Here is a 25,758-nt window from a genome sequence, read left to right as displayed (position 1 = left end):
CCGCCAAGCTGCTACGCCGCCGCCGGCAACTCCGGCCTGAGCGGCCAGTCCGTGCTCACCGTCTCCTCCGAGCCGCTGCGCGCGAACCACGCCTGAAGACCGCGGGCCTGCGCCGCGTGCCAGGTGGCCTGGAGCGTGTGCAGCTCGGCAGGGCTCAGCCGCTCCAGCCGGGTCGCGAAACGGCGGCCCACGGCGCGTACGACGTCCAGCGCGGCCAGTGCGTCCGCCGCCGCGTCGTGCGCGCCCTCCAGCGTCACGCCGTAGTGCGCGCACAGGTCGGTCAGCGTGCGCCGGCCCTTGCGGTAGCGGTCCAGGTGCTTGTCCAGGACCCGGGGGTCCAGCACGTGCAGCGGGCTCGTCTCGAACCAGCGGTCCAGCGACGAGGCGCGATGCCGGCGCAACTCCCGGTCCAGCAGCGTGAGATCGAACGGCGCGTTCATCACCACCAGCGGACGTCCCATCGCCGCGTGCTCGGCCAGCTGCTCGGCCATCTCGAACATCACCGGCGCCGGCCAGCGGCCGTTGTGCTGCAGGTGTTCGTCCGTCAGACCGTGCACCGCCGTCGCCGCCTCCGGCACCGGCACCCCCGGGTTCACCAGCCAGCGGGTGATCCGGGGCCGGGTACCCGGCGCGTCCTGGACGACGACGGCGGCCGACACGATCCGGTCGGTCTCCACGTCGACGCCCGTCGTCTCCGTGTCGAAGGCGGCCAGCGCCCCCTCGTACCAGCACGTCATCCCAATCCAACTCCTCGTTCACCCACGGCAGATGAAGTTCCGTCTTCTGCCCGTTTGGTGATACCCGGGCCGTTTGCGCCGTACGCCGCGAGGACACAACAGGAGTGCGGGTCTTTGCAGTTCAGCAGCCCGCAGCGGGGAAACTCTTGGCTTGGAAGGCTGTTGGTCATGGCCATAGCGCAGCCCGAGCGGGGCGGGCTGCTGCCCGAACGCTCGGGCACCGCCCGCGGCACGCTCGCCACCACCGCCTGCATGGAGACACTGCAGGTCGGATATCTGCACGCGGTCGCCGCCGCGGCGGGCTGCTCGCTGTCCCAGCCCTTCCCGGACAACGGCATCGACTGGCACGTCAGCCACAGCGCACCCGGACACACCGTCGACGACGAGGTCACCATCAAGGTGCAGCTCAAGTGCACCTACCAGGTCCCGCCCAACCCCCCGGGCCGCTTCTTCTCCTTCACCCTCGACAACGACCACCTGCGCAAGCTCGCCCGCACGCCCGTCTCGGTGCACAAGATCCTGGTCGTCATGCTGGTCCCGCGCGCCCAGGACGACTGGCTGCGCGCCAGCCACGACCGGCTCGACCTCAGGCACTGCTGCTACTGGGTCAACCTCGCCGGCCACCCGGTCACCGGCCGGCACCGGACCACCGTGCGGATACCGACCTCGCGCATCTTCGACGACCGTGCGCTGTGCGAGATCATGACGCGGGTCGGGACGGGAGGCAGGCCATGAGGATCCGTCCGTACGACGAGCCGGCCCGGCAGGTCCGGCCGCACCCCGACGACCTGGCCTGGAACCGGCCGCCCGACCCCGCCGAGGTCGACCCCGCCGTGCTCGGCGCCCTGCTGCGCCGGCACGGCTGGCAGCGGCGCGGGGGAGCGGCCGGGCGCTACGGCCGCTGGACCCCGCCCGGGCCGGGCGGCGGCGGGACCAGCCTGTTGGTGCCCGAGAACCGGGCCTTCCCCGACAGCGACGACCTGCTCGGCGAGGCCCTCGACGCCCTCGCCCGCAGTGACACCCCCGCCGCGCGCGAGGTGCTGATCTCCCTCGCCGTGCCCAGCGACGAGATCCGCTGGTGGCGGGACACCCCGAGCGGGCCCGTCGGCGCCTCCGCCTGGGCGGTCGACGAGCGCCTGCGCACCGCGGCCCGCCAGATGCTCCTCGCCGCCGCGCTCGCCACGCGCGCGCGTGCCGGCTACTACGGCGCCCGGCACCGCCGGTCCGCCGCCGGCCTCCTGGAGAACGTCCTCGTCGGCCCCACCGCCGAGGGCCACCGGCTGACCGCCTTCGTGCCCGTGCCCACCGGCCGTTCGCTCGCCGTCCGCCTCCACCAGGCCCTGTATGCCGCCCGCGAGGCCATCGACTACCAGCGGGCCACCGGCGGCATGGACGCCTTCGACGGCGCGGTCGAGGCCGGCGTCAGCCGCGAGCTGACCGAGGCGCTCACCACGCTCGTCCGCGGCACCGAGGGCGCCCGCATCGCCATCGCCTGGGCCCCCGGGGCCGGAGTGCCCGAGGGCTGTGCCGCCTCCGCCGAACCCGTCGAGTTCTCACCCGGCGACCTGCCCGTGCTGCACGCGGCCGGCGCCCGCTATGTGCAGGGGGAACCGTCCGTGCCGGTCCGGATCACCGGCACGGTGGTCCGGCTGCGCCGCTCCGGGCCGCGTGGCGCGGGCACCGTACGGCTGCGGGTGCTCGCGGGCGCCGAGGTCCCGCACGTCCGCGTCACCCTGGACGAGGAGGACTACCGCATCGCCGGCCACGCCCACCTCGTCGGCCTCCCGGTGCGGGTGCATGGTCGCCTGGAGCGCCGGGGCGGCTTCCGCAGGCTCACCGGTGCCTCCGGGGTCGTTCCCGTGCAGGTGGACGACGCCGAGCGGGACCGGCTGATGAAGTCCTTGCAGGGGACCGATGGGGAAGGGGCCTTCTTCGAGGAGGCGTGCGGGGAGGCGTGCGGGGGCGAGGACTGAGGGTGACCGTTTAGCGGTCGGAGGTGTCGGGTCGGTACGATCCCTTGTGCGCGCGCTCCTGGTATGGCGCCGCACCCACCTTCAGTCAGGAGAGACCGGTGTCAGACGTCCGTGTGATCATCCAACGCGATTCCGAGCGGGGAGAACGCGTGGTGACGACGGGCACTACGGCCGCCGACCTCTTCGCGGGCGAGCGGTCGATCATCGCCGCGCGCGTGGGCGGCGAGCTGAAGGACCTCGCGTACGCGCTGTCCGACGGTGACGAGGTCGAGGGCGTCGAGATCTCCTCCGAGGACGGTCTGAACATCCTGCGCCACTCCACCGCGCACGTCATGGCGCAGGCCGTGCAGGAGCTGTTCCCCGAGGCCAAGCTGGGCATCGGTCCGCCGGTCAAGGACGGCTTCTACTACGACTTCGACGTCGAGAAGCCGTTCACGCCCGAGGATCTCAAGGCCATCGAGAAGAAGATGCAGGAGATCCAGAAGCGCGGCCAGCGCTTCGCCCGCCGCGTCGTCACCGACGACGCCGCCCGCGAGGAGCTGGCGGACGAGCCGTACAAGCTGGAGCTGATCGGCCTCAAGGGCTCGGCGTCGCACGACGACGGCGCGGACGTCGAGGTCGGCGCCGGCGAGCTGACGATCTACGACAACCTGGACGCCAAGACCGGCGACCTGTGCTGGAAGGACCTCTGCCGCGGTCCCCACCTGCCGTCGACCCGCCTGATCCCGGCGTTCAAGCTGATGCGCAACGCGGCCGCCTACTGGCGCGGTAGCGAGAAGAACCCGATGCTCCAGCGCATCTACGGCACCGCCTGGCCGTCCAAGGACGAGCTGAAGGCGTACCTCGACTTCCTCGCCGAGGCGGAGAAGCGCGACCACCGCAAGCTGGGCAACGAGCTGGACCTGTTCTCCATCCCCGAGCAGATCGGCTCCGGCCTCGCCGTCTTCCACCCCAAGGGCGGCATCGTCCGCCGCGTGATGGAGGACTACTCGCGCCGCCGTCACGAGGAGGAGGGCTACGAGTTCGTCTACACCCCGCACGCGACGAAGGGGAAGCTCTTCGAGACGTCCGGCCACCTGGACTGGTACGCCGAGGGCATGTACCCGCCCATGCAGCTCGACGAGGGCGTGGACTACTACCTCAAGCCCATGAACTGCCCGATGCACAACCTGATCTTCGACGCGCGCGGCCGCTCGTACCGTGAACTGCCGCTGCGCCTGTTCGAGTTCGGGACCGTGTACCGGTACGAGAAGTCGGGCGTCGTGCACGGCCTGACCCGTGCCCGCGGCTTCACCCAGGACGACGCGCACATCTACTGCACCCGTGAGCAGATGTCCGAGGAACTGGACAAGACGCTCACCTTCGTCCTCGGCCTGCTGCGCGACTACGGCCTGACCGACTTCTACCTGGAGCTGTCCACCAAGGACCCGGAGAAGTTCGTCGGCTCCGACGAGGTCTGGGAGGAGGCGACCGAGACGCTGCGCCAGGTCGCCGAGAAGCAGGGCCTGCCCCTGGTTCCGGACCCGGGTGGCGCCGCCTTCTACGGCCCGAAGATCTCCGTCCAGGCCAAGGACGCGATCGGCCGCACCTGGCAGATGTCGACCATCCAGCTCGACTTCAACCTGCCCGAGCGCTTCGACCTGGAGTACACCGGCCCGGACGGCTCCAAGCAGCGCCCGGTGATGATCCACCGCGCCCTCTTCGGCTCGATCGAGCGCTTCTTCGCGGTGCTCCTGGAGCACTACGCGGGCGCCTTCCCGGCGTGGCTCGCCCCCGTCCAGGCGATCGGAATCCCGATCGGCGACGGGCACGTCGAGTACCTGGAGAAGTTCGCCGCGGCGGCCCGGAAGAAGGGCCTGCGCGTGGAGGTGGACTCCTCCTCGGACCGCATGCAGAAGAAGATCCGCAACGCCCAGAAGCAGAAGGTGCCCTTCATGGTCATCGCGGGCGACGAGGACATGTCGAACGGCTCGGTGTCCTTCCGCTACCGCGACGGCTCGCAGGAGAACGGCATTCCGTTCGACGAGGCCATCGCGAAGATCGCGCAGGTCGTGGAGGAGCGGACCCAGGTCTGATCCGTACCGTTCGCAGGGCTCCCGGGGATCACTTCCCCGGGAGCCTTTCGTCGCTCTCGCGCGTGAAGGTCTGCAGCAACCAGGACGAGAACGAACCCGTCACCGCGCCGAGCAGGGCCAGCCCGCCTGCCATCATGCCGGTCGCGATCACGCGTCCGCCCGGGGTCACCGGGGTGACGTCGCCATAGCCGACCGTGCTGAGGGTCGAGCAGGCCCACCACACGGCGTCCCCGAAGGTCCGCATGGTGGCCCCCGGCGCTCCGCGTTCCTGCTGGTAGACCGCGAGGGCACCGGAGAAACCGAGGAGCACGGTGGACAGGCCGGCGTAGGAGATCACGCGTCCGTAGAGCGCGAGCCGGGGCTCCCCGCGCTTGCGCTGGATCGCCTCGTACAACGGCACCATCCGCAGCGGACGCAACAGGGGCAGGAGCACCACGATTGTGTTCAGCACGTGGGTGGCGACGTAGTGCCCCCACCGCTGTCCGCTGAGCCGCCAGCGCACCACGTATTCCAGAGCGAAGAGCATCCAGAGGACCAGCAATACGGACAGGAACAGGGTGTGCCAGACCGGCGCCAGGCCGATCGCCAGGACGTGGGCGGCGTACGCGGCCAGGTAGACCATTGACGCGATGAAGAGTGGGATCTCGGTGTGCTGCTCCCAGCGGGCTAGCGGGCTGTCGTCGTCCACCGGCCAAGCTTGGCCGGTGAGTGCCCTCCTGCCGCCCCGGCGACACGCCGCGAACGGGCGAAGCCATATGCTGCCTTGCATGACGAGTGAGCCGGAGCAGCAGATCGGAGTGGGGACGCAGGATGCGTTCCAGCGCCTGTGGACGCCCCACCGGATGGCCTACATCCAGGGCGAGAACAAGCCGACCGGCCCGGGGGCCGGCGACGGCTGCCCCTTCTGCTCCATCCCGGCCAAGTCCGACGAGGACGGCCTGATCGTCCGCCGCGGCGAGCACGTGTACGCCGTCCTCAACCTCTACCCGTACAACGGCGGCCACCTGATGACCGTGCCCTACCGGCACGTGGCCGACTACACCGACCTGACCGGGCCGGAGACCACCGAGCTGGCCGAGCTGACCAAGCAGGCGATGACGGCCCTGCGCACCGCCTCCGGCGCGCACGGCTTCAACATCGGCATGAACCAGGGCACGGTGGCCGGCGCCGGCATCGCGGCCCACCTGCACCAGCACATCGTCCCGCGCTGGGGCGGCGACACGAACTTCATGCCTGTGGTCGGCCACACGAGGGTGCTGCCGCAGCTGCTGGCGGACACGCGGAAGATGCTGGCGGAGGCTTGGCCGGCGTAGGCCCCTGGGTGTCCTTGCCAGGGGGCACCCCTACGCGTCGTACAGGTCTGCCTTCCTGGGCGACGCATCCTGCACCAGACCGCTGAGCACGGACGAGCGGTTGCCGAACTTCGCCGTGTCCACGCCGTTCTCCGCCAGGACCCGGAGCGCGGCCGAGTGCACCACCCGCAACACCGGCGTGGCCGCGCGCAGCGCGTCGTCGGCCATGAAACGGTGCCGCCAGGGCTGGTCGGCCCAGGCGTGCCGGAGGCCGAAGGGCTCGGGCAGCGCGAGGGAGCCGCCGAGCCAGTTGAGGAGCGGCGGATACCAGGTCAGCGGGGCGCGCGCGGCGAGCCGCACCACCTCGTCGGTGCGTACCAGCGGCAGCTTGACCGTGCGGGTCTCCCACGGCTTGAGGGACTTGCTGACCTCCTTGGTCGGCGCCTCCGGCTTCGCGTGGAACAGCGGGTTCACCGGCCCCAGCGCGTGCCCGGTCACCTCGATGCGCAGCGTCTCGTGCAGAACGGTCACCGTGATCAGCATGGTCAGGACCAGCTGGCCGTCCCACAGGGTCCACTGCACGCCCAGATAGTGCCGGTCACCGCTGCCGAACTGCTGCTTGTTGCAGATGTCCTGTATGGCGTGCGACTTGACCTGGAACGCCTCGACGTCCGTGCCCTCCGGCCGGGACACCGCCTTCGCGTTCTCACCGATCGGCGTCACGATCCAGTGCCGTATCGAGGGCCGCGGGAAGCCGCCGGTGTTCAGCGGGCCGCGCTCCAGCATGCGCAGCTGGTCGTGGATCGCGCGTATGACGTCCCAGCTGCGGAAGGGGTGGATCTCCCGGGTGGGGTCGGCGGGCGCCAGGTCCTCGGCGAGCTGCCAGGCGCCCCAGCGGGTGCCCATGCCGAGTATGCCCTTGGGACCGGCATAGAAGACCGAGTTGGACTGCTGCTCGGCGCTGAGCCGGGCCAGTGACTGGCGCAGCTGCTCGGCCGCGGTCTCGCCGGGGCTGCGCGGCACGGCCTCGGGGACCTTGGCGCCGACGCTGGTGCCCGAGAGCAGGCCGTCCCAGCGCGCCCGCAGATCCTTCGCGGTGCGCTCGCAGATCTGCTTGGCCCAGAACCAGCCCAGCACCGGGGCCACGACGCAACCGCGCGCGTACCACGCCCAGAACCCGGTGAACGGCATCTTCAGCAGGAAGAGCGCGGCGAGCACGCCGACCCCGGCGAGCAGGGCGGTGGCGAGCGCCCCGGCCCGCTTGTCGTCGCGCTTGGCGACGTACGTGCGCAGCTGGAAGACGAGCAGCCAGCCGACGAGGCCCGGCAGGAAGATCAGGCCGCACACCACCATGACCAGGGACAGCCGGTTGTCCCGCTCCCGGCGGATGTTGTTGGCCGCCAAGCAGTGCTCCACGACGACCTGGGGCTCGGCGCCGAAGGACTGGATGAGCGGCTTGCGCCCGGGCGCGAGCATGCGGTCGACGACGGCCCGCGAGAAGGCCTCGCCGAGGTTCGGCTTGAGCAGGGCGATCCGGCCGGCCTTGACCGTCGACTGGTGCCACTCGTTGTCGGTCTTCTTGATGTCCTCGACCACGTTGTCCCGGTAGGCCGCCGAGGCCAGCGCGAAGGTCGCCGCCTGCCCCTCGTCGCCGGACACGGGCACCTGCGGTCCGTCCCACTCCGTTCCAACCGACATTCCCGCCCCCATCGCCGCCGGTGTCGCTTCTGCGGCCTTCCCGACTTCCGTGCCCCGCACACCTGTTGGACATCCCGTCGTGCCGAGACCAAGCCACTACCGCACGAGTTCGGCACACCGTGATCAGGTGATCAGCGTATCCGCAGCCACTGACACCGCGTCGGCGGACGGCCCAAGCCGCCCGCCGACGCATGACGTCCACCGATGGTGAACTACGAGGATTCTCCCGCCTGTTCGCGGATCCGCTCGGCGATCTGCGGCGGCATCGGCTCGTGCCGGGCGTACGCCCGGTCGAAGCGCGCCGTCCCGTGCGACAGGGAGCGCAGGTCGATCGCGTAGCGGCCGATCTCGAACTCGGGCACCTCGGCGCGGACCAGGGTCCGTCCGGAGCCCACCTGCTCGGTGCCGAGCACCCGGCCGCGCCGGCTCGAAAGGTCGCTCATCACCGCGCCCACGTAGTCGTCGGCGACCAGCACGGTCACCTCGGCCACCGGCTCCAGCAGATGGATCCGCGTCTGGCCCGCGGCCTCGCGCAGGGCCAGCGCGCCCGCCGTCTGGAAGGCGGCGTCGGAGGAGTCCACCGAGTGCGCCTTGCCGTCCAGCAGCGTGATCCGCACGTCCACCAGCGGATACCCGGCGACCACGCCCTTCGCGGCCTGTGCCCGTACGCCCTTCTCCACGGACGGGATGAACTGGCGCGGTACGGCGCCGCCCACCACCTTGTCCACGAACTCGATGCCCGAGCCGCCCGGCAGCGGCTCCACCTCGATCTCACAGATGGCGTACTGCCCGTGCCCGCCGGACTGTTTGACGTGCCGGCCGCGCCCCGCGGCCTTCGTCGCGAACGTCTCCCGGAGGGAGACCCGGTGCGGGACGACGTCGACCTGGACGCCGTACCGGCTGCGCAGCCGCTCCAGGGCGACGTCCGAGTGGGCCTCGCCCAGGCACCACAGGACCACCTGGTGGGTGTCCTGGTTCTGCTCCAGGCGCATCGTCGGATCCTCGGCGACCAGCCGGCTCAGTCCCTGCGAGAGCTTGTCCTCGTCCGCCTTGCTGTGCGCCTGGATGGCGAGCGGCAGCAGCGGGTCGGGCATCTGCCAGGGCTCCATCAGGAGCGGGTCGTCCTTGGCCGAGAGCGTGTCCCCGGTCTCGGCGCGGCCGAGCTTGGCCACGCACACCAGGTCGCCCGCGACGGCGTGCGTCACCGGGCGCTGCTGCTTGCCGAAGGGCGTGGACAGCGCGCCGATCCGCTCGTCCACGTCGTGGTCCTCGTGCCCGCGGTCGGCCAGACCGTGCCCGGAGACGTGCACCGTCTCGTCGGGGCGCAGGGTGCCGGAGAAGACGCGGACCAGCGAGATCCGGCCGACATACGGGTCGGAGGCGGTCTTCACGACCTCGGCGACCAGCGGGCCGCCCGTGTCGCAGGCCTTCAGCTCGCGCGGCTTGCCGTCGATGGTGGTGACCCCGGGCATGGGGTGCTCGAACGGGGTCGGGAACCCGCCGGTGATCAGCTCCAGCAGCTCGACCGTGCCGAGGCCCTGCCGGGCGCCGTCGGCGGCAGGGGCGGCCGCCAATACCGGGAAGAAGGTGCCGCGCGCGACGGCCCGCTCCAGATCGTCGATCAGCGTCTTGACGTCGATCTGCTCGCCGCCCAGGTAGCGGTCCATGAGGGTCTCGTCCTCGCTCTCGGCGATGATCCCCTCGATGAGGCGGTTGCGGGCCTCCGCGATGTGCGGCAGCTGGTCCTCGCCGGGCTCGGACTCCTTGCGCTCCCCGGACGCATAGTCGAAGAGCTTCTGCGACAGCAGCCCGATCAGCCCGGTCACGGGTGCGTGCCCGTCGGGGCCCTCCGGCCCGCGCAGCGGCAGGTACAGCGGCAGCACGGCGTCGGGGTCGTCGGCGCCGAAGGCCTCCGCGCACACCCGGGTCATCTCCTCGAAGTCCGCCCGGGCGGCCTCCAGGTGCGTGATCACGATCGCGCGGGGCATGCCGACGGCCTGGCACTCCTCCCACACCATGCGGGTCGAGCCGTCCACGCCGTCCGAGGCCGAGACGACGAAGAGGGCCGCGTCCGCCGCTCGCAGACCGGCCCTCAGCTCGCCGACGAAGTCGGCGTACCCAGGGGTGTCGAGGACGTTGATCTTGAACCCGTCCCATTCGACCGGGGCCAGGGACAGCTGTACCGAGCGTTGCTGCCGGTGCTCGATCTCGTCGTAGTCGGAGACGGTGCCGCCGTCCTCCACGCGGCCCGCCCGGTTCACAGCCCCCGCGGTCAGCGCGAGGGCCTCCACCAGAGTCGTCTTGCCCGAACCGGAGTGGCCGACCAGCACCACATTCCGTACGGACGCGGGGTGGTCGGCCGCCACTGCCCTGCCGGCGGCCCCGGGGTGTGTTTGCGCCTTGTCGCCCATGATCCTGCCTCCCGTGGACGGTGAGGTCACTGTGGGCGCGGACACGCGGCACCGCGTGCACTGGCGGCTCCTGCGACGCCCGCGGTCCTTCGAGCTTTCCACTCCCGTCATGCTGCGTCCATACGACGGACGCCGATCGCGCCGCGCGCCCCCCCCGCGCGGGCGGGTGTGCACCGGTTCGCGGCACGTCTGCGGGTGCCCGCCCGTCACGTACGCGTGCGCGTGACTACGATGGGCCAGCCGGTGGCCACCAGGGCCGCGGCGCCACGACCGTCGGGAAGGCCATGCTGAACAAGTACGCGCGTGCATTCTTCACGCGTGTCCTCACACCGTTCGCCGCGTTTCTCATCCGGCGAGGCGTCAGCCCCGACGCGGTCACGCTCATCGGCACGGCCGGTGTCGTCGCGGGCGCGCTGGTCTTCTTCCCCCGGGGCGAGTTCTTCTGGGGCACGATCGTGATCACCCTGTTCGTCTTCTCCGACCTGGTCGACGGCAACATGGCCCGCCAGCTGGGCCGCTCCAGCCGCTGGGGCGCCTTCCTGGACTCCACGCTCGACCGGGTGGCCGACGGCGCGATCTTCGGCGGCTTCGCCCTGTGGTACGCGGGCAACGGCGACAACAACGCCCTGTGCGCCGTCTCGATCTTCTGCCTGGCCAGCGGCCAGGTGGTGTCGTACACCAAGGCGCGCGGCGAGTCGATCGGACTGCCGGTCGCCGTCAACGGCCTCGTCGAGCGCGCCGAGCGGCTGGTGATCTCGCTGGTGGCGGCCGGTCTGGCCGGCCTCCACAAGTTCGGCGTCCCGGGCATCCAGGTCCTCCTCCCGATCGCCCTGTGGATCGTCGCCGTGGGCAGCCTCGTCACCCTCGTCCAGCGGGTCGTCACCGTCCGTCGCGAGTCCGCCGAGGCGGAGGCTGCGGCGCAGCAGAACGCGTCCCAGGGGAGGGAGGCGGCGAAGTGAGCACCGCCGACCGGCTCACCGACACGCTGTACGGACTCGGCTGGAGCACCGTCAAGAAGCTCCCGGAACCCGCCGCGGTCCGCCTCGGCCGGTCCATCGCCGATCTCGCCTGGAAGCAGCGCGGCAAGGGCGTCCTGCGGCTGGAGGCGAACTACGCGCGCGTGGTGCCCGACGCCGGCCCCGAGCGCCTCGCCGAACTCTCCCGCGCGGGCATGCGCTCGTACCTGCGCTACTGGATGGAGTCCTTCCGGCTGCCTGCCTGGAGCGCCGAGCGCGTGAAGACGGGCTTCGAGTGCACGGACGTGCACCACCTGACCGACGGGATCGCCTCCCCCCGGGGCCTGATCCTCGCGCTGCCGCACATGGCCAACTGGGACCTGGCCGGCGCCTGGGTCACCACCAAGCTGGAGACGCCGTTCACCACGGTCGCCGAGCGGCTGAAGCCCGAGACGCTCTACGACCGCTTCGTCGCCTACCGCGAGGGCCTCGGCATGGAGGTCCTGCCGCACAGCGGTGGCACCGCCTTCGGCACCCTGGCCCGGCGGCTGCGCGACGGCGGCCTGGTCTGCCTGGTCGCCGACCGGGACCTGTCCGCGTCCGGCGTCGAGGTCGACTTCTTCGGCGAGCGGACCCGGATGCCCGCGGGCCCGGCCCTGCTCGCCCAGCAGACCGGCGCGCTGCTGATGCCCGTCACGCTCTGGTACGACGACTCGCCCGTCATGAAGGGCCAGGTGCATCCCCCGATCGAGGTACCGGAGACAGGTGACCGGGCCGAGAAGACGTCTGTCATGACACAGGCACTGGCCGACGTCTTCGCCAAGGGGATCGCCGATCACCCGGAGGACTGGCACATGCTCCAGCGCCTGTGGCTCGCCGACCTCGACCCCGCGAAGGGACCCTCGTGAGAATCGGGATCGTCTGCCCGTACTCCTGGGACGTGCCCGGTGGCGTCCAGTTCCACATCCGTGACCTCGCCGAGTACTTCATCCGCCTCGGCCACGAGGTCTCCGTCCTCGCTCCCGCCGACGACGACACGCCGCTGCCGCCGTACGTCGTCTCGGCCGGCCGCGCGGTTCCGGTGCCGTACAACGGCTCGGTGGCCCGCCTGAACTTCGGCTTCCTGTCGGCCGCGCGGGTGCGGCGCTGGCTGCACGACGGCGCGTTCGACGTGGTCCACATCCACGAGCCGACCTCCCCGTCGCTCGGCCTGCTGACCTGCTGGGCGGCCCAGGGCCCCATCGTGGCCACCTTCCACACCTCCAACCCCCGCTCGCGCGCGATGATCGCCGCGTACGCGATCCTGCAGGCCGCGCTGGAGAAGATCAGCGCGCGCATCGCGGTCAGCGAGTACGCCCGCCGCACCCTGGTCGAGCACCTGGGAGGCGACGCGGTGGTCATCCCGAACGGCGTCGACGTCGACTTCTTCGCCAAGGCCGAGCCGAACCCCGAATGGCAGGGAGACACGCTCGGCTTCATCGGCCGGATCGACGAGCCCCGCAAGGGCCTGCCGGTCCTGATGAAGGCCCTCCCGAAGATCCTCGCCGCCCGCCCGCAGACGCGTCTGCTGGTCGCGGGACGCGGCGACGAGGAGGCGGCCGTCGAGGACCTGCCCGAGGAGCTGCGCTCCCGCGTCGAGTTCCTCGGCATGATCAGCGACGAGGACAAGGCGCGCTTCCTGCGCAGCGTCGACCTGTACGTCGCGCCCAACACGGGTGGCGAGAGCTTCGGCATCATCCTCGTCGAGGCCATGTCGGCGGGCGCCCCCGTCCTCGCCTCCGACCTGGACGCCTTCGTCCAGGTCCTCGACCAGGGCCAGGCCGGCGAGGTCTTCGCCAACGAGGACGCGGACGCCCTGGCCGAGGCCGCCGTACGGCTGCTGGCGGACCCGGACCGCCGCGCCGAGCTGCGCGAGCGGGGCAGCGCCCACGTACGCCGCTTCGACTGGTCCACGGTCGGCGCGGACATCCTGTCCGTGTACGAGACGGTCACCACCGGTACGTCCGCGGTGGCCACCGACGAGCGCACGGGATTCAGGGCACGGTTCGGGCTGGCGCGGGACTGAGGCGAGGGTCTGCTCCGGCCGGCCTCGCGGGCCGACTAACCTTCGCCCGTGACCGCAACCCTCATCTGGATCTTCGTCGCGCTCGTCGCCATCGGCCTGTACCTGAGCTGGACGGCCGGCCGGCTGGACCGGCTGCACGTGCGGATGGACGCCGCGCGGGCCGCGCTGGACGCGCAGCTGCTGCGGCGGGCCTCCGTGACGCAGGAACTGGCGACCTCGGGCGTGCTGGACCCTGCCGCCTCGATCGTGCTCTACGAGGCCGCGCACGCCGCCCGGCAGGCCGAGGAGGAGCAGCGGGAGGTGGCGGAGAGCGAGCTGAGCCAGGCGCTGCGCGCGGTGTTCGAGGATCCGCAGCAGGTCGAGGCCGTACGGGAGGCCCCGGGCGGCGAGTCGGCGGCCTGTGAGCTGGCCGAAGCGGTACGCCGGGTCCCCATGGCCCGCCGCTTCCACAACGACGCCGTGGGAGCCGCCCGCAGGCTCCGGGAGCACCGCAAGGTGCGCTGGTTCCGACTGGCCGGCCACGCCCCCTTCCCGCTGGCCTTCGAGATGGACGACGAGCCTCCCGCGGCCCTGGTGGAGCGGGCCTCCTGAACCTTTGGTGGACCAAAAGGATCCACCGGGTTGCCATTGGCCCTTGCTGTGGCCTGGTCCACTCACGTTTCCTCTCTGGAGCAGAAAACCCTCTTTCCCTTCAGTGAGGTCACCCGTGTCCACCACCGAGAACCAGGCTCCCGAGACCGGCACCGCCCGCGTGAAGCGCGGCATGGCCGAGCAGCTCAAGGGCGGCGTGATCATGGACGTCGTCACGCCGGAGCAGGCGAAGATCGCCGAGGACGCGGGCGCCGTCGCGGTCATGGCCCTGGAGCGGGTCCCGGCCGACATCCGCAAGGACGGCGGCGTGGCCCGCATGTCCGACCCGGACATGATCGAGGGCATCATCAACGCCGTCTCCATCCCGGTCATGGCGAAGTCCCGCATCGGCCACTTCGTCGAGGCCCAGGTGCTGCAGTCCCTCGGCGTCGACTACATCGACGAGTCCGAGGTCCTCACCCCGGCCGACGAGGTCAACCACTCCGACAAGTGGGCCTTCACCACCCCCTTCGTCTGTGGTGCCACCAACCTGGGCGAAGCCCTGCGCCGCATCGCCGAGGGCGCCGCGATGATCCGCTCCAAGGGCGAGGCCGGCACCGGCAACGTGGTCGAGGCCGTCCGCCACCTGCGCCAGATCAAGAACGAGATCGCCCGCCTGCGCGGCTACGACAACAACGAGCTGTACGCCGCCGCCAAGGAGCTGCGCGCCCCGTACGAGCTGGTCAAGGAGGTCGCCGAGCTGGGCAAGCTCCCGGTGGTCCTCTTCTCCGCCGGTGGTGTCGCCACCCCGGCCGACGCCGCCCTGATGCGCCAGCTCGGCGCCGAGGGTGTGTTCGTGGGCTCCGGCATCTTCAAGTCCGGCGACCCGGCCAAGCGCGCCGCCGCCATCGTGAAGGCCACCACCTTCTTCGACGACCCGAAGATCATCGCGGACGCTTCCCGCAACCTGGGCGAGGCCATGGTCGGCATCAACTGCGACACCCTCCCCGAGGCCGAGCGCTACGCGAACCGCGGCTGGTAAGGCACCGGAACACATGAACACCCCCGTCATAGGCGTCCTGGCCCTCCAGGGCGACGTACGGGAGCACCTCATCGCCCTGGCCGCGGCTGACGCCGTGGCCAGGCCGGTGCGGCGCCCCGAGGAACTCGCCGAGGTCGACGGTCTCGTCCTGCCCGGCGGCGAGTCCACCACCATCTCCAAGCTGGCCGTCCTCTTCGGAGTGATGGAGCCCCTCCGCGCGCGCGTACGCGACGGCATGCCCGTCTACGGCACCTGCGCCGGCATGATCATGCTCGCGGACAAGATCCTCGACCCGCGCTCGGGCCAGGAGACGATCGGCGGCATCGACATGATCGTGCGCCGCAACGCCTTCGGACGGCAGAACGAGTCCTTCGAGGCGGCGGTCGACGTCAAGGGCGTCGAGGGCGATCCTGTAGAGGGCGTCTTCATCCGCGCCCCCTGGGTCGAGTCCGTCGGGGCCGAGGCCGAGGTGCTCGCCGAGCACGACGGCCACATCGTCGCGGTCCGTCAGGGCAACGTGCTCGCCACGTCGTTCCACCCGGAACTGACCGGCGACCACCGCGTGCACTCCCTGTTCGTCGACATGGTGCGCGCCAACCGGACACCGGAATCCTTGTAGGATCTCTGGAGTTCGTTGCAGAGATGGGTTACGCGAAGGAGACAGGCAGATGTCCGGCCACTCTAAATGGGCTACGACGAAGCACAAGAAGGCCGTGATCGACGCCAAGCGCGGCAAGCTCTTCGCGAAGCTGATCAAGAACATCGAGGTCGCGGCGCGTATGGGCGGTGTTGACCTCGAGGGCAACCCGACGCTCTACGACGCCGTCCAGAAGGCCAAGAAGCAGTCGGTCCCGAACAAGAACATCGACTCCGCGATCAAGCGCGGCGGTGGTCTCGAGGCCGGCGGCGCCGATTACGAGACGATCATGTACGAGGGCTACGGCCCCAACGGTGTCGCGGTGCTCATCGAGTGCCTCACCGACAACCGCAACCGTGCCGCCTCGGACGTTCGTGTCGCCATGACCCGCAACGGCGGCAACATGGCCGACCCGGGCTCGGTGTCGTACATGTTCAGCCGCAAGGGCGTCATCATCGTCCCCAAGGGCGAGCTGACCGAAGACGACGTCCTGGGTGCCGTGCTGGACGCGGGTGCCGAGGAGGTCAACGACCTCGGTGAGTCCTTCGAGGTCATCAGCGAGGCCACCGACCTGGTCGCGGTCCGCACCGCCCTCCAGGAGGCCGGCATCGACTACGACTCCGCCGAGTCCAGCTTCGTACCGTCCGTCCAGGTCGAACTGGACGAGGAGGGCGCCAAGAAGATCTTCAAGCTGATCGACGCGCTCGAGGACAGCGACGACGTGCAGAACGTCTTCGCCAACTTCGACGTCAGCGACGAGGTCATGGAGAAGGTCGACGCGTAGCGCTGCCGCGGGCTCAGCGTCTTCTTCGGCGGGCCGGTGGGACACATCCCACCGGCCCGCCGTCGTTGTCAGTGGCAGTGGATAGCCTGGCGCGAACAAGGAGATCGCCGTCCACGGACCGCAACCATCAATTGAGGAACCACGACGGTGTTCAGCCAGGTCCGCGAGAGCGGCGGCGGTTTAGCCGCAAAGAAGGGCAGGGGCGCGTGCGCGTGTTGGGGGTGGATCCCGGGCTGACGCGGTGCGGTGTAGGCGTGGTCGAGGGGGTCGCGGGCCGGCCGCTCACCATGCTCGGCGTCGGGGTCGTACGGACACCCGCGGACGCCGACCTGAGCCTCAGGCTGCTCGCCGTCGAGCGGGGCATCGAGGAGTGGCTGGACGAGCACCGGCCCGAGTTCGTCGCCGTCGAGCGCGTCTTCAGCCAGCACAACGTGCGCACGGTGATGGGCACCGCCCAGGCCAGCGCCGTTGCCATGCTGTGCGCCGCCCGGCGGGGCATCCCCGTCGCCCTGCACACCCCCAGCGAGGTCAAGGCCGCCGTCACCGGCAGCGGCCGCGCCGACAAGGCCCAGGTCGGGGCCATGGTCACCCGCCTGCTGCGGCTCAGCGCCCCGCCGAAGCCGGCCGACGCCGCGGACGCCCTCGCCCTCGCCATCTGCCACATCTGGCGCGCCCCCGCCCAGAACCGGCTCCAGCAGGCCGTCGCCCGGCACACAATCCACGCAACGAAAGGCCGTACGGCATGATCGCGTTCGTCAGCGGCCCGGTCGCCGCCCTCGCCCCCGACTCCGCGGTGGTCGAGGTGGGCGGCATCGGCATCGCCGTCCAGTGCACCCCGAACACGCTCTCCGGTCTGCGCATGGGCCGGCAGACCAAGCTCGCCACCTCCCTGGTGGTGCGCGAGGACTCGCTGACCCTGTACGGCTTCGCGGACGACGACGAGCGCCAGGTCTTCGAACTGCTGCAGACCGCGAGCGGGGTCGGACCGCGCCTCGCCCAGGCGATGCTCGCCGTGCACACGCCGGACGCACTGCGCCGCGCCGTCGCCACCGGTGACGAGAAGGCCCTCACCGCGGTCCCCGGCATCGGCAAGAAGGGCGCGCAGAAGCTGCTGCTCGAGCTGAAGGACCGGCTCGGCGCGCCCACCGGCGCCCCCGCGGTCGGCGCCCCGGTCACCCAGGGCTGGCGCGACCAGCTGCACGCGGCTCTCATCGGCCTCGGCTACGCCACCCGTGAGGCCGAGGAGGCCGTGGCCGCCGTGGCGCCCCAGGCGGAGGCGGCGGGCGGCACACCCCAGGTGGGCCGGCTGCTGAAGGCCGCCCTGCAGACCCTGAACCGAGCCCGCTGACCCCCAAAAGCCGAAGGCACATCACATGAACTGGGACGACACGACCGACGGCGCTGCCGAGGAGCAGCTCGTCGGCCCCGCCGCGGAGCGGCTGGTGGGCTCTGTCGCCGACCGCGAGGACCAGGCCGTCGAGGCCGCCCTGCGCCCCAAGGACCTCGGCGAGTTCATCGGCCAGGAGAAGGTGCGCGAGCAGCTCGACCTGGTCCTGCGCGCCGCACGCGCGCGGGGGGCGACCGCCGACCACGTGCTGCTCTCCGGCGCGCCCGGCCTGGGCAAGACCACCCTGTCGATGATCATCGCGGCCGAGATGGGCGCCCCCATCCGCATCACCTCCGGCCCCGCCATCCAGCACGCCGGCGACCTCGCCGCGATCCTCTCCTCCCTCCAGGAGGGCGAGGTCCTCTTCCTGGACGAGATCCACCGCATGTCCCGGCCCGCCGAGGAGATGCTGTACATGGCCATGGAGGACTTCCGCGTCGACGTCATCGTCGGCAAGGGTCCCGGCGCCACCGCCATCCCCCTGGAGCTGCCCCCGTTCACACTGGTCGGCGCCACCACGCGCGCCGGCCTGCTGCCGCCCCCGCTGCGCGACCGCTTCGGCTTCACCGCGCACATGGAGTTCTACGAGCCCGCCGAGCTGGAGCGCGTCGTGCACCGCTCGGCGCACCTGCTCGACGTCGAGATCGACCCGAACGGCGCCGCCGAGATCGCCGGCCGCTCCCGCGGCACGCCCCGCATCGCCAACCGCCTGCTGCGCCGCGTACGCGACTACGCGCAGGTCAAGGCCGACGGCGTGATCACCCGCGAGATCTCCGCGGCCGCCCTCGCCGTCTACGAGGTCGACGCGCGCGGCCTCGACCGCCTCGACCGGGCCGTCCTGGAGGCGCTGCTGAAGCTGTTCGGCGGCGGTCCGGTGGGCCTGTCCACGCTCGCCGTCGCGGTGGGGGAGGAGCGCGAGACCGTCGAGGAGGTCGCCGAACCGTTCCTGGTCAGAGAGGGTCTGCTGGCCCGCACCCCACGGGGCCGGGTCGCCACTCCCGCGGCCTGGGCGCACCTCGGACTGACCCCGCCCCGCTCGTCGGCCGGGGGAAACGGACAACAGGACCTGTTCGGGGCGTGACGGCTTCGTGACGGCGAGGGCAATGGCGGGGGCAGGAACCCAGGTGCCATGCTGAGCGTTGTTCCATGCACGCGGACTCGCTTAGACTCCGCCGATGCCGCCCTTGCGGGTGGCGCCGACCAACACCCCCATCCATCAGGCCGCTCACCGCGCGGTCGCGCGAAGGAAATTCCGTCCCGTGAATGCCTTTACCCTTCTCCCCTTCATCGTGCTCATCGCGGCCATGTTCCTGATGACGCGCTCGGCCAAGAAGAAGCAGCAGCAGGCCGCCAACATGCGGAACGAGATGCAGCCCGGCTCCGGTGTCCGCACCATCGGGGGGATGTACGCGACGGTCAAGGAGGTCAATGAGGACACCGTCCTCCTCGACGCCGGCCCCGGCGTGGACCTCCTCTTCGCCAAGAACGCGATCGGCGCCGTCCTCTCGGACGACGAGTACAACCGCATCGTCCACGGCATCGAGCACGACCTGAAGTCCGACGCCGCCATCGTCCCGGACGACGCCTCCTCCCTCACCGAGACCGACGAGTCTGCCGACGCCGCTGCCGCCGCCTCCGACGACAAGGCCGTCGACCTCGGTAAGAAGGACGCCGCCGAGGACAAGGCCGACGAGGCCCCCGAGGCCGCCGAGGCCGAGGCGGACGAAGAGCCGAAGAAGACCGACGGCGACACCGACGCGAAGTAGTCACGTCCGGGGTGCGGGGCGCGGCCTGACCGCACCCCGAGCACCCCGGACGCGTCTGTTTTCCGCACGGGAGCCCGACACCATGTCATGGCCGACCGCGCCGACCGGGCGCGGGGCGGCCCGAGAGGGAGTACGAGAAGGTGGCAGCACCTAAGAAGGGCCGGAGCGCGAGCGCCCAGAGCAAGCCAGGGCGCTCGCTGGCCCTCATCCTGATCGCCATCGTGGCTATGACCGGAGGGATGTTCGCCTCCGGGAACAAGACTCCGCGTCTTGGCATCGACCTCGCCGGTGGTACGAGCATCACGCTCAAGGCGAAGGCCGACCAGGGGTCCGCGATCAACAAGGCCAACATGGACACCGCGGTCGACATCATGAACCGCCGTGTCAACGGCCTGGGCGTCTCCGAGGCGGAGGTGCAGACCCAGGGGACCGATCACATCATCGTGAACATCCCCAAGGGCACCAACTCCAAGCAGGCCCAGCAGCAGGTCGGCACCACCGCCAAGCTGTACTTCCGCCCGGTGCTCGCCAGCGAGCCCACGGGATCGGCCGCGAGCCCCTCGCCGAGCGCGTCCCCCAGCGGCAGCGGCAGCGGCTCGCCGAGCCCGTCGAGCAGCGCCTCCGCCAAGGAGAAGGCGTCCTCGTCCTCCTCCGGGTCCCCGACGCCGACGGCCACCGCCACCTCGCAGGGCCGCGCCGTCACCGACGCCCTGAAGGCCGACGCCACGCCGTCGTCCTCCGGCTCCCCGAGCGCCACGTCGTCGCCGAGCCCGTCCGCGTCGTCCTCCGGTGGCACCGCCGAGGCCACCAAGCTCCAGGCGCAGTACGCCGCGCTGGACTGCTCCAAGCCCGCCCAGCGCGCCAAGGCCGGTACGAACGCCAAGCCCGGCGAGCCCACCGTTGCCTGCGGTGAGAACAAGAACGTCTGGTACAAGTACCTGCTCGGCCCGGCCGCCGTGGACGGCACCGAGGTGAAGAAGGCCCAGGCCGTGATCGACACCCAGGGTGCCGCCGGCTGGCAGGTCCAGATGACCTTCACCTCCAGCGGGTCGAAGAAGTTCGCGGACATCACCGCCGAGCTGGCCAAGAACCAGACCCCGCAGAACGAGTTCGGCATCGTCCTCGACGGCGAGGTCGTCTCCAGCCCGTTCGTGCAGACGGCCATCTCGGGTGGCCAGGCGGAGATCTCCGGCAGCTTCACGCAGCAGGAGGCGCAGAGCCTCGCCAACATGCTGTCGTACGGCGCGCTGCCGCTGTCGTTCAAGGAGGAGACCGTCACCACGGTGACCGCCGCGCTCGGTGGTGAGCAGCTGCACGCCGGTCTGCTCGCGGGCGCGATCGGCCTCGCTCTGGTCGTGATCTACCTGGTCGCCTACTACCGCGGTCTGTCGATCGTGGCCATGGCGTCCCTGCTGGTCTCCGCGATGCTCACCTACGTGATCATGTCGCTGCTCGGCCCGGCCATCGGCTTCGCGCTGAACCTGCCGGCCGTCTGTGGTGCCATCGTCGCCATCGGTATCACCGCGGACTCGTTCATCGTGTACTTCGAACGCATCCGGGACGAGATCCGCGAGGGCCGCTCGCTGCGCCCCGCCGTCGAGCGGGCCTGGCCGCGCGCCCGGCGCACGATCCTCGTCTCCGACTTCGTGTCGTTCCTCGCCGCTGCGGTGCTGTTCATCGTGACTGTCGGCAAGGTGCAGGGCTTCGCGTTCACGCTCGGCCTGACCACCGTGCTCGACGTGGTCGTCGTCTTCTTCTTCACCAAGCCGCTGATGACTCTGCTCGCCCGCCGCAAGTTCTTCGCGGACGGCCACAAGTGGTCCGGACTCGACCCGAAGAGCCTGGGTGCCAAGCCGCCTCTGCGCCGCACCCGCCGTCCCGCCGGTCCTGCCGCCGGCTCTGTCGACCCGAAGGAGGCCTGAGCCATGTCGAAACTCGGCAACCTCGGCGCTCGACTGCACCGCGGCGAGATCAGCTACGACTTCATCGGCAAGCGCAAGATCTGGTACGGCATCTCCATCCTGATCACCATCACGGCCATCCTCGGCCTGGCGGTGCGCGGCCTGAACATGGGCATCGAGTTCCAGGGCGGCGCGGTCTTCACCACGCCGACGAAGATGAGCACGTCGGTCGCGCAGGCGGAGGAGTACGCGAAGTCCGCCTCCGGCCAGGAAGCGGTCGTACAGAAGCTCGGCAACGGCAGCCTGCGCATCCAGATCGCGGGCATCGACACCGACAAGTCCGACCAGATCAAGCAGACGCTGGCCAAGGACCTGAGCCTCAACCCCGAGAAGCTGAACGCCGACCTGGTCGGCCCCAGCTGGGGCGAGCAGATCGCCAACAAGGCCTGGGAGGGCCTGGCGATCTTCATGGTGCTCGTGGTGATCTACCTGGCGATCGCCTTCGAGTGGCGCATGGCCGTCGCGGCCCTCATCGCGCTGATCCACGACATCACCATCACGACGGGTATCTACGCCCTGGTCGGCTTCGAGGTCACGCCCGGTACGGTCATCGGTCTGCTGACGATCCTCGGTTACTCGCTCTACGACACGGTCGTCGTCTTCGACAGCCTCAAGGAGCAGACGAAGGACATCACCAAGCAGACCCGCTGGACGTACAGCGACATCGCCAACCGGTCGATCAACGGCACGCTGGTCCGCTCCATCAACACCACCGTGGTCGCGCTGCTGCCGGTGGCGGGCCTGCTGTTCATCGGTGGCGGCTTCCTCGGAGCCGGCACGCTGAACGACATCTCGCTGTCGCTGTTCGTCGGCCTCGCGGCCGGTGCGTACTCCTCGATCTTCATCGCCACGCCGCTCGTCGCCGACCTCAAGGAGCGCGAGCCGGCGATGAAGGCGCTCCGCAAGCGGGTCCTGGCCAAGCGCGCCCAGGCCGCCGCCGAGGAGGGCTTCGCGGACGCGCGGTCCGCCGCCGGTGACGAGCCCGAGGACGCCGCTCCCGCCGTGGTGGGTCCGCGCAACCAGCCGTCGTCCCGCAGGTCGGGCCGCGGCCGGCCCTCCGGGAAGCGCCGATGACTGACATCAGGGAACTGCTGCTCAGCCGCATCCGTGACGTGGCGGACTACCCGGAGCCGGGCGTGATGTTCAAGGACATCACCCCGCTCCTGGCGGACCCGGCCGCCTTCACGGCCCTCACGGACGCGCTGGCCGAGATCGCCTCCAACACCGGCGCGACCAAGGTCGTCGGCCTGGAGGCCCGGGGCTTCATCCTGGGCGCCCCGGTCGCGGTCCGCGCGGGCCTCGGCTTCATCCCCGTACGCAAGGCGGGCAAGCTCCCCGGGGCGACCCTGCGCCAGGCGTACGACCTGGAGTACGGCTCCGCGGAGATCGAGGTGCACGCGGAGGACCTGTCCTCCGGCGACCGTGTGCTGATCGTGGACGACGTCCTCGCGACCGGTGGCACCGCCGAGGCCGCGATCCAGCTCATCCACCGGGCGGGCGCCGAGGTCTCCGGCCTCGCGGTGCTCATGGAGCTGGGCTTCCTGGACGGGCGCGCCCGTCTGGAGCCCGCGCTGAACGGGGCACCCCTGGAGGCGCTGCTCCAGATCTGACAGGTCTGACGGAACCGAGCACCTGTGCTCCACGGCCGCTCCGGCACCACCGGGGCGGCCGTCGCCGTTCCGGTGCGGGACACACACCGCATGCCGGGAAATCACCTCGAAGCCACCTCCCGGAATCCCGCGCCCGTCACTTGCGTTTCAAGGGGTAGACGGTCCTCACATCCGCCTGAAGGCGATGACTAGGCGCAGGATCGCTACCATGTTGTCTCCGGAGCCTGACCGGGGGACCCGGATCGCGCACGAGGAGCCCTCTTGCCAGACGAGGCCCAGCCACTGACCGCCGCCAAGCCCGAGCCCGCCTCGGCACCCGCGGCCAAGCCCGCGCCGAACGTGTCGCACGCGAAGAACGATACCCGCGGGGCGGTCGAGCACGCCCAGTCCGCGCCCGTGGAGAAGGCTGCCGAAGTGGCCCGCCCCAAACCGGCCCCGCCCGGACGCCCGGCCACCAACCAGCCCGCCCGCACCGGCTCCTCCAACCGTGTTCGCGCCCGCCTCGCCCGTCTCGGTGTCCAGCGCGCGAATCCGTACAACCCGGTGCTGGAGCCGCTGCTGCGGATAGTGCGCAGCAACGACCCGAAGATCGAGAACGCGACGCTCCGGCAGATCGAGCGTGCCTACCAGGTCGCCGAGCGCTGGCACCGGGGGCAGAAGCGCAAGAGCGGCGACCCGTACATCACGCATCCGCTCGCCGTCACCACCATCCTCGCCGAGCTGGGCATGGACCCGGCCACCCTCATGGCGGGCCTGCTGCACGACACCGTCGAGGACACCGAGTACGGCCTGGACGACCTGCGCCGTGACTTCGGCGACGTCGTCGCCCTCCTGGTGGACGGCGTCACCAAGCTGGACAAGGTCAAGTTCGGCGAGGCCGCACAGGCCGAGACCGTGCGCAAGATGGTCGTGGCGATGGCCAAGGACCCCCGGGTCCTGGTGATCAAGCTCGCCGACCGCCTGCACAACATGCGCACCATGCGCTACCTCAAGCGCGAGAAGCAGGAGAAGAAGGCGCGCGAGACGCTGGAGATCTACGCGCCCCTCGCCCACCGCCTGGGCATGAACACCATCAAGTGGGAGCTGGAGGACCTCGCGTTCGCGATCCTCTACCCCAAGATGTACGACGAGATCGTCCGGCTGGTGGCCGAGAGGGCACCGAAGCGTGACGAATACCTGGCCATAGTGACCGACGAGGTCCAGGCCGACCTGCGCGCCGCCCGCATCAAGGCGACCGTCACCGGACGCCCGAAGCACTACTACAGCGTCTACCAGAAGATGATCGTCCGCGGCCGCGACTTCGCGGAGATCTACGACCTGGTGGGCATCCGTGTCCTGGTCGACACGGTCAGGGACTGCTACGCCGCCCTCGGCACCGTGCACGCGCGATGGAACCCGGTCCCCGGCCGGTTCAAGGACTACATCGCGATGCCCAAGTTCAACATGTACCAGTCGCTGCACACGACCGTCATCGGACCCAACGGCAAGCCCGTCGAACTGCAGATCCGCACCTTCGACATGCACCGCCGCGCCGAGTACGGCATCGCCGCGCACTGGAAGTACAAGCAGGAGGCCGTCGCCGGCGCCTCCAAGGTCCGCACCGATGTGCCCAAGGCGGGCAAGGGCAAGGACGACCACCTCAACGACATGGCGTGGCTGCGCCAGTTGCTCGACTGGCAGAAGGAGACCGAGGACCCCGGCGAGTTCCTGGAGTCCCTGCGCTTCGACCTGTCCCGCAACGAGGTCTTCGTCTTCACGCCCAAGGGCGACGTCATAGCGCTCCCGGCCGGCGCCACCCCGGTCGACTTCGCGTACGCCGTGCACACCGAGGTCGGCCACCGCACCATAGGAGCGCGGGTCAACGGCAGGCTCGTACCGCTCGAATCCACCCTGGACAACGGCGACTTGGTGGAGGTCTTCACCTCCAAGGCGCCCGGCGCGGGTCCGTCCCGCGACTGGCTCGGGTTCGTCAAGTCGCCGCGCGCCCGCAACAAGATCCGGGCCTGGTTCTCCAAGGAGCGCCGCGACGAGGCGATCGAGCAGGGCAAGGACGCCATCGTCCGCGCCATGCGCAAGCAGAACCTGCCGATCCAGCGCATCCTCACCGGTGACTCCCTCGTCACGCTCGCGCACGAGATGCGCTACTCCGACATCTCCGCGCTGTACGCGGCCATCGGCGAGGGCCACGTCTCCGCACAGAACATCGTGCAGAAGCTGGTCTCGGCGCTCGGCGGCGAGGAGGCGGCCACCGAGGAGATCGACGAGGCCGTCCCGCCGACCCGCACCCGCGGTCGCAAGCGCCGCTCCAGCGCCGACCCCGGCGTCGTGGTCAAGGGCGTCGACGACGTGTGGGTCAAGCTGGCCCGCTGTTGCACGCCCGTACCCGGCGACCCGATCATCGGCTTCGTCACCCGGGGCAGCGGTGTATCGGTTCACCGCAGCGACTGCGTCAACGTGGAGTCACTGTCCCGTGAGCCGGAGCGCATCCTCGACGTCGAGTGGGCGCCCACCCAGTCCTCGGTCTTCCTGGTCGCCATCCAGGTCGAGGCCCTGGACCGCTCCCGTCTGCTGTCGGACGTCACCCGCGTCCTGTCCGACCAGCACGTCAACATCCTCTCCGCGGCCGTCCAGACCTCCCGCGACCGCGTGGCCACCTCCCGCTTCACCTTCGAGATGGGCGACCCGAAGCACCTCGGCCACGTCCTGAAGGCCGTACGGGGCGTGGAGGGCGTGTACGACGTCTACCGCGTGACCTCGGCGCGCAGCCGGTCGTAGGGGTCGTAGGACACCCACA

Annotated in this window: 23 protein-coding genes; 19 read left to right on the top strand and 4 right to left on the bottom strand. The window is 70.6% G+C overall.

Annotated elements, in window-relative coordinates:
* Positions 1 to 11 precede the first annotated feature (11 nt).
* Positions 12 to 737: a 3'-5' exonuclease gene (locus ACFY3C_RS10205; RefSeq protein WP_386574830.1), complete on the bottom strand. Its 726-nt coding sequence runs from the start codon at positions 735 to 737 to the stop codon at positions 12 to 14.
* Between the two features lie 168 nt (positions 738 to 905).
* Here ACFY3C_RS10205 and ACFY3C_RS10200 point away from each other — a divergent pair, with 168 nt between their 5' ends.
* The 3 genes from ACFY3C_RS10200 to thrS all read left to right on the top strand — a co-directional run bounded on the left by ACFY3C_RS10200 (position 906) and on the right by thrS (position 4,785).
* Complete coding sequence (locus ACFY3C_RS10200; protein WP_390770450.1) at positions 906 to 1,472, top strand: DUF4365 domain-containing protein; 567 nt, start codon at positions 906 to 908, stop codon at positions 1,470 to 1,472.
* On the top strand, positions 1,469 to 2,710 hold the full coding sequence (locus tag ACFY3C_RS10195) for a hypothetical protein (RefSeq protein WP_386574832.1): 1,242 nt from the start codon (positions 1,469 to 1,471) through the stop codon (positions 2,708 to 2,710). Before ACFY3C_RS10200 ends, ACFY3C_RS10195 begins: the two co-directional genes overlap by 4 nt.
* 98 nt (positions 2,711 to 2,808) lie before the next feature.
* Positions 2,809 to 4,785, top strand: a complete 1,977-nt coding sequence (gene thrS, locus ACFY3C_RS10190) for a threonine--tRNA ligase (protein ID WP_390770449.1) — start codon at positions 2,809 to 2,811, stop codon at positions 4,783 to 4,785.
* Between the two features lie 28 nt (positions 4,786 to 4,813).
* Here thrS and ACFY3C_RS10185 read toward each other — a convergent pair whose 3' ends face one another.
* Positions 4,814 to 5,473 (bottom strand): potassium channel family protein, encoded by a 660-nt coding sequence (locus ACFY3C_RS10185; protein WP_390770448.1) that lies wholly within the window; start codon positions 5,471 to 5,473, stop codon positions 4,814 to 4,816.
* Between the two features lie 67 nt (positions 5,474 to 5,540).
* Between ACFY3C_RS10185 and ACFY3C_RS10180 the strand changes: the two genes are divergently transcribed.
* Complete coding sequence (locus ACFY3C_RS10180) at positions 5,541 to 6,098, top strand: HIT family protein (protein WP_386574836.1); 558 nt, start codon at positions 5,541 to 5,543, stop codon at positions 6,096 to 6,098.
* Positions 6,099 to 6,128: 30 nt separating this feature from the next.
* On the opposite strand, the gene ACFY3C_RS10175 is transcribed toward ACFY3C_RS10180, so the two are convergent.
* A complete protein-coding gene (locus tag ACFY3C_RS10175; protein ID WP_386574837.1) occupies positions 6,129 to 7,775 on the bottom strand; it encodes a hypothetical protein in 1,647 nt (548 codons plus the stop codon).
* 212 nt (positions 7,776 to 7,987) lie between these two features.
* Complete coding sequence (locus ACFY3C_RS10170) at positions 7,988 to 10,186, bottom strand: elongation factor G-like protein EF-G2 (protein ID WP_386574839.1); 2,199 nt, start codon at positions 10,184 to 10,186, stop codon at positions 7,988 to 7,990.
* 284 nt (positions 10,187 to 10,470) lie between these two features.
* Between ACFY3C_RS10170 and pgsA the strand changes: the two genes are divergently transcribed.
* From pgsA to ACFY3C_RS10095, 15 genes are all read left to right on the top strand, one after another.
* Positions 10,471 to 11,145, top strand: a complete 675-nt coding sequence (gene pgsA / locus ACFY3C_RS10165; RefSeq protein ID WP_386574840.1) for a phosphatidylinositol phosphate synthase — start codon at positions 10,471 to 10,473, stop codon at positions 11,143 to 11,145.
* Positions 11,142 to 12,050, top strand: coding sequence for a phosphatidylinositol mannoside acyltransferase (locus ACFY3C_RS10160; protein WP_390770447.1), 909 nt, complete (start codon positions 11,142 to 11,144; stop codon positions 12,048 to 12,050). The genes pgsA and ACFY3C_RS10160 overlap by 4 nt, the downstream gene beginning before the upstream one ends.
* Complete coding sequence (locus ACFY3C_RS10155; protein WP_386574842.1) at positions 12,047 to 13,207, top strand: glycosyltransferase family 4 protein; 1,161 nt, start codon at positions 12,047 to 12,049, stop codon at positions 13,205 to 13,207. Before ACFY3C_RS10160 ends, ACFY3C_RS10155 begins: the two co-directional genes overlap by 4 nt.
* A 48-nt stretch (positions 13,208 to 13,255) precedes the next feature.
* Positions 13,256 to 13,798 (top strand): hypothetical protein, encoded by a 543-nt coding sequence (locus tag ACFY3C_RS10150; RefSeq protein ID WP_386574843.1) that lies wholly within the window; start codon positions 13,256 to 13,258, stop codon positions 13,796 to 13,798.
* A gap of 115 nt (positions 13,799 to 13,913) precedes the next feature.
* Positions 13,914 to 14,819 (top strand): pyridoxal 5'-phosphate synthase lyase subunit PdxS, encoded by a 906-nt coding sequence (gene pdxS / locus ACFY3C_RS10145; protein WP_386574844.1) that lies wholly within the window; start codon positions 13,914 to 13,916, stop codon positions 14,817 to 14,819.
* Positions 14,820 to 14,832: 13 nt separating this feature from the next.
* Positions 14,833 to 15,438 carry a pyridoxal 5'-phosphate synthase glutaminase subunit PdxT gene (gene pdxT / locus ACFY3C_RS10140; RefSeq protein WP_386574845.1) on the top strand — a complete coding sequence of 202 codons (606 nt, stop codon included), beginning with the start codon at positions 14,833 to 14,835 and terminating at the stop codon, positions 15,436 to 15,438.
* A 49-nt stretch (positions 15,439 to 15,487) separates the two neighbouring features.
* Complete coding sequence (locus ACFY3C_RS10135) at positions 15,488 to 16,240, top strand: YebC/PmpR family DNA-binding transcriptional regulator (protein ID WP_386574846.1); 753 nt, start codon at positions 15,488 to 15,490, stop codon at positions 16,238 to 16,240.
* Positions 16,241 to 16,446: 206 nt separating this feature from the next.
* Positions 16,447 to 16,986 (top strand): crossover junction endodeoxyribonuclease RuvC, encoded by a 540-nt coding sequence (gene ruvC, locus ACFY3C_RS10130; protein ID WP_390770446.1) that lies wholly within the window; start codon positions 16,447 to 16,449, stop codon positions 16,984 to 16,986.
* Complete coding sequence (gene ruvA, locus ACFY3C_RS10125; RefSeq protein ID WP_386574849.1) at positions 16,983 to 17,588, top strand: Holliday junction branch migration protein RuvA; 606 nt, start codon at positions 16,983 to 16,985, stop codon at positions 17,586 to 17,588. Before ruvC ends, ruvA begins: the two co-directional genes overlap by 4 nt.
* Positions 17,589 to 17,613: 25 nt before the next feature.
* The gene (gene ruvB, locus ACFY3C_RS10120; protein WP_386574850.1) at positions 17,614 to 18,708 is read left to right on the top strand and encodes a Holliday junction branch migration DNA helicase RuvB; all 1,095 of its coding nucleotides are present in this window, start codon (positions 17,614 to 17,616) and stop codon (positions 18,706 to 18,708) included.
* A 178-nt stretch (positions 18,709 to 18,886) separates the two neighbouring features.
* Positions 18,887 to 19,393: a preprotein translocase subunit YajC gene (yajC, locus tag ACFY3C_RS10115; RefSeq protein ID WP_386574851.1), complete on the top strand. Its 507-nt coding sequence runs from the start codon at positions 18,887 to 18,889 to the stop codon at positions 19,391 to 19,393.
* 140 nt (positions 19,394 to 19,533) lie between these two features.
* Complete coding sequence (gene secD, locus ACFY3C_RS10110; RefSeq protein ID WP_390770445.1) at positions 19,534 to 21,315, top strand: protein translocase subunit SecD; 1,782 nt, start codon at positions 19,534 to 19,536, stop codon at positions 21,313 to 21,315.
* 3 nt (positions 21,316 to 21,318) lie between these two features.
* Entirely contained in the window at positions 21,319 to 22,428 is a 1,110-nt protein-coding gene (gene secF / locus ACFY3C_RS10105; protein ID WP_390770444.1) for a protein translocase subunit SecF, read from the top strand.
* On the top strand, positions 22,425 to 22,964 hold the full coding sequence (locus tag ACFY3C_RS10100) for an adenine phosphoribosyltransferase (protein WP_390770443.1): 540 nt from the start codon (positions 22,425 to 22,427) through the stop codon (positions 22,962 to 22,964). The genes secF and ACFY3C_RS10100 overlap by 4 nt, the downstream gene beginning before the upstream one ends.
* 261 nt (positions 22,965 to 23,225) lie before the next feature.
* Positions 23,226 to 25,739: a RelA/SpoT family protein gene (locus ACFY3C_RS10095; protein WP_386574856.1), complete on the top strand. Its 2,514-nt coding sequence runs from the start codon at positions 23,226 to 23,228 to the stop codon at positions 25,737 to 25,739.
* Positions 25,740 to 25,758 lie beyond the last annotated feature (19 nt).

Origin of the sequence: Streptomyces sp. NPDC001410 (assembly GCF_042895235.1) — a bacterium.
Lineage (GTDB): Bacteria > Actinomycetota > Actinomycetes > Streptomycetales > Streptomycetaceae > Streptomyces.
Note: the sequence above shows the minus strand (reverse complement) of the source record. Positions and strands in the feature narration are given on the sequence as shown.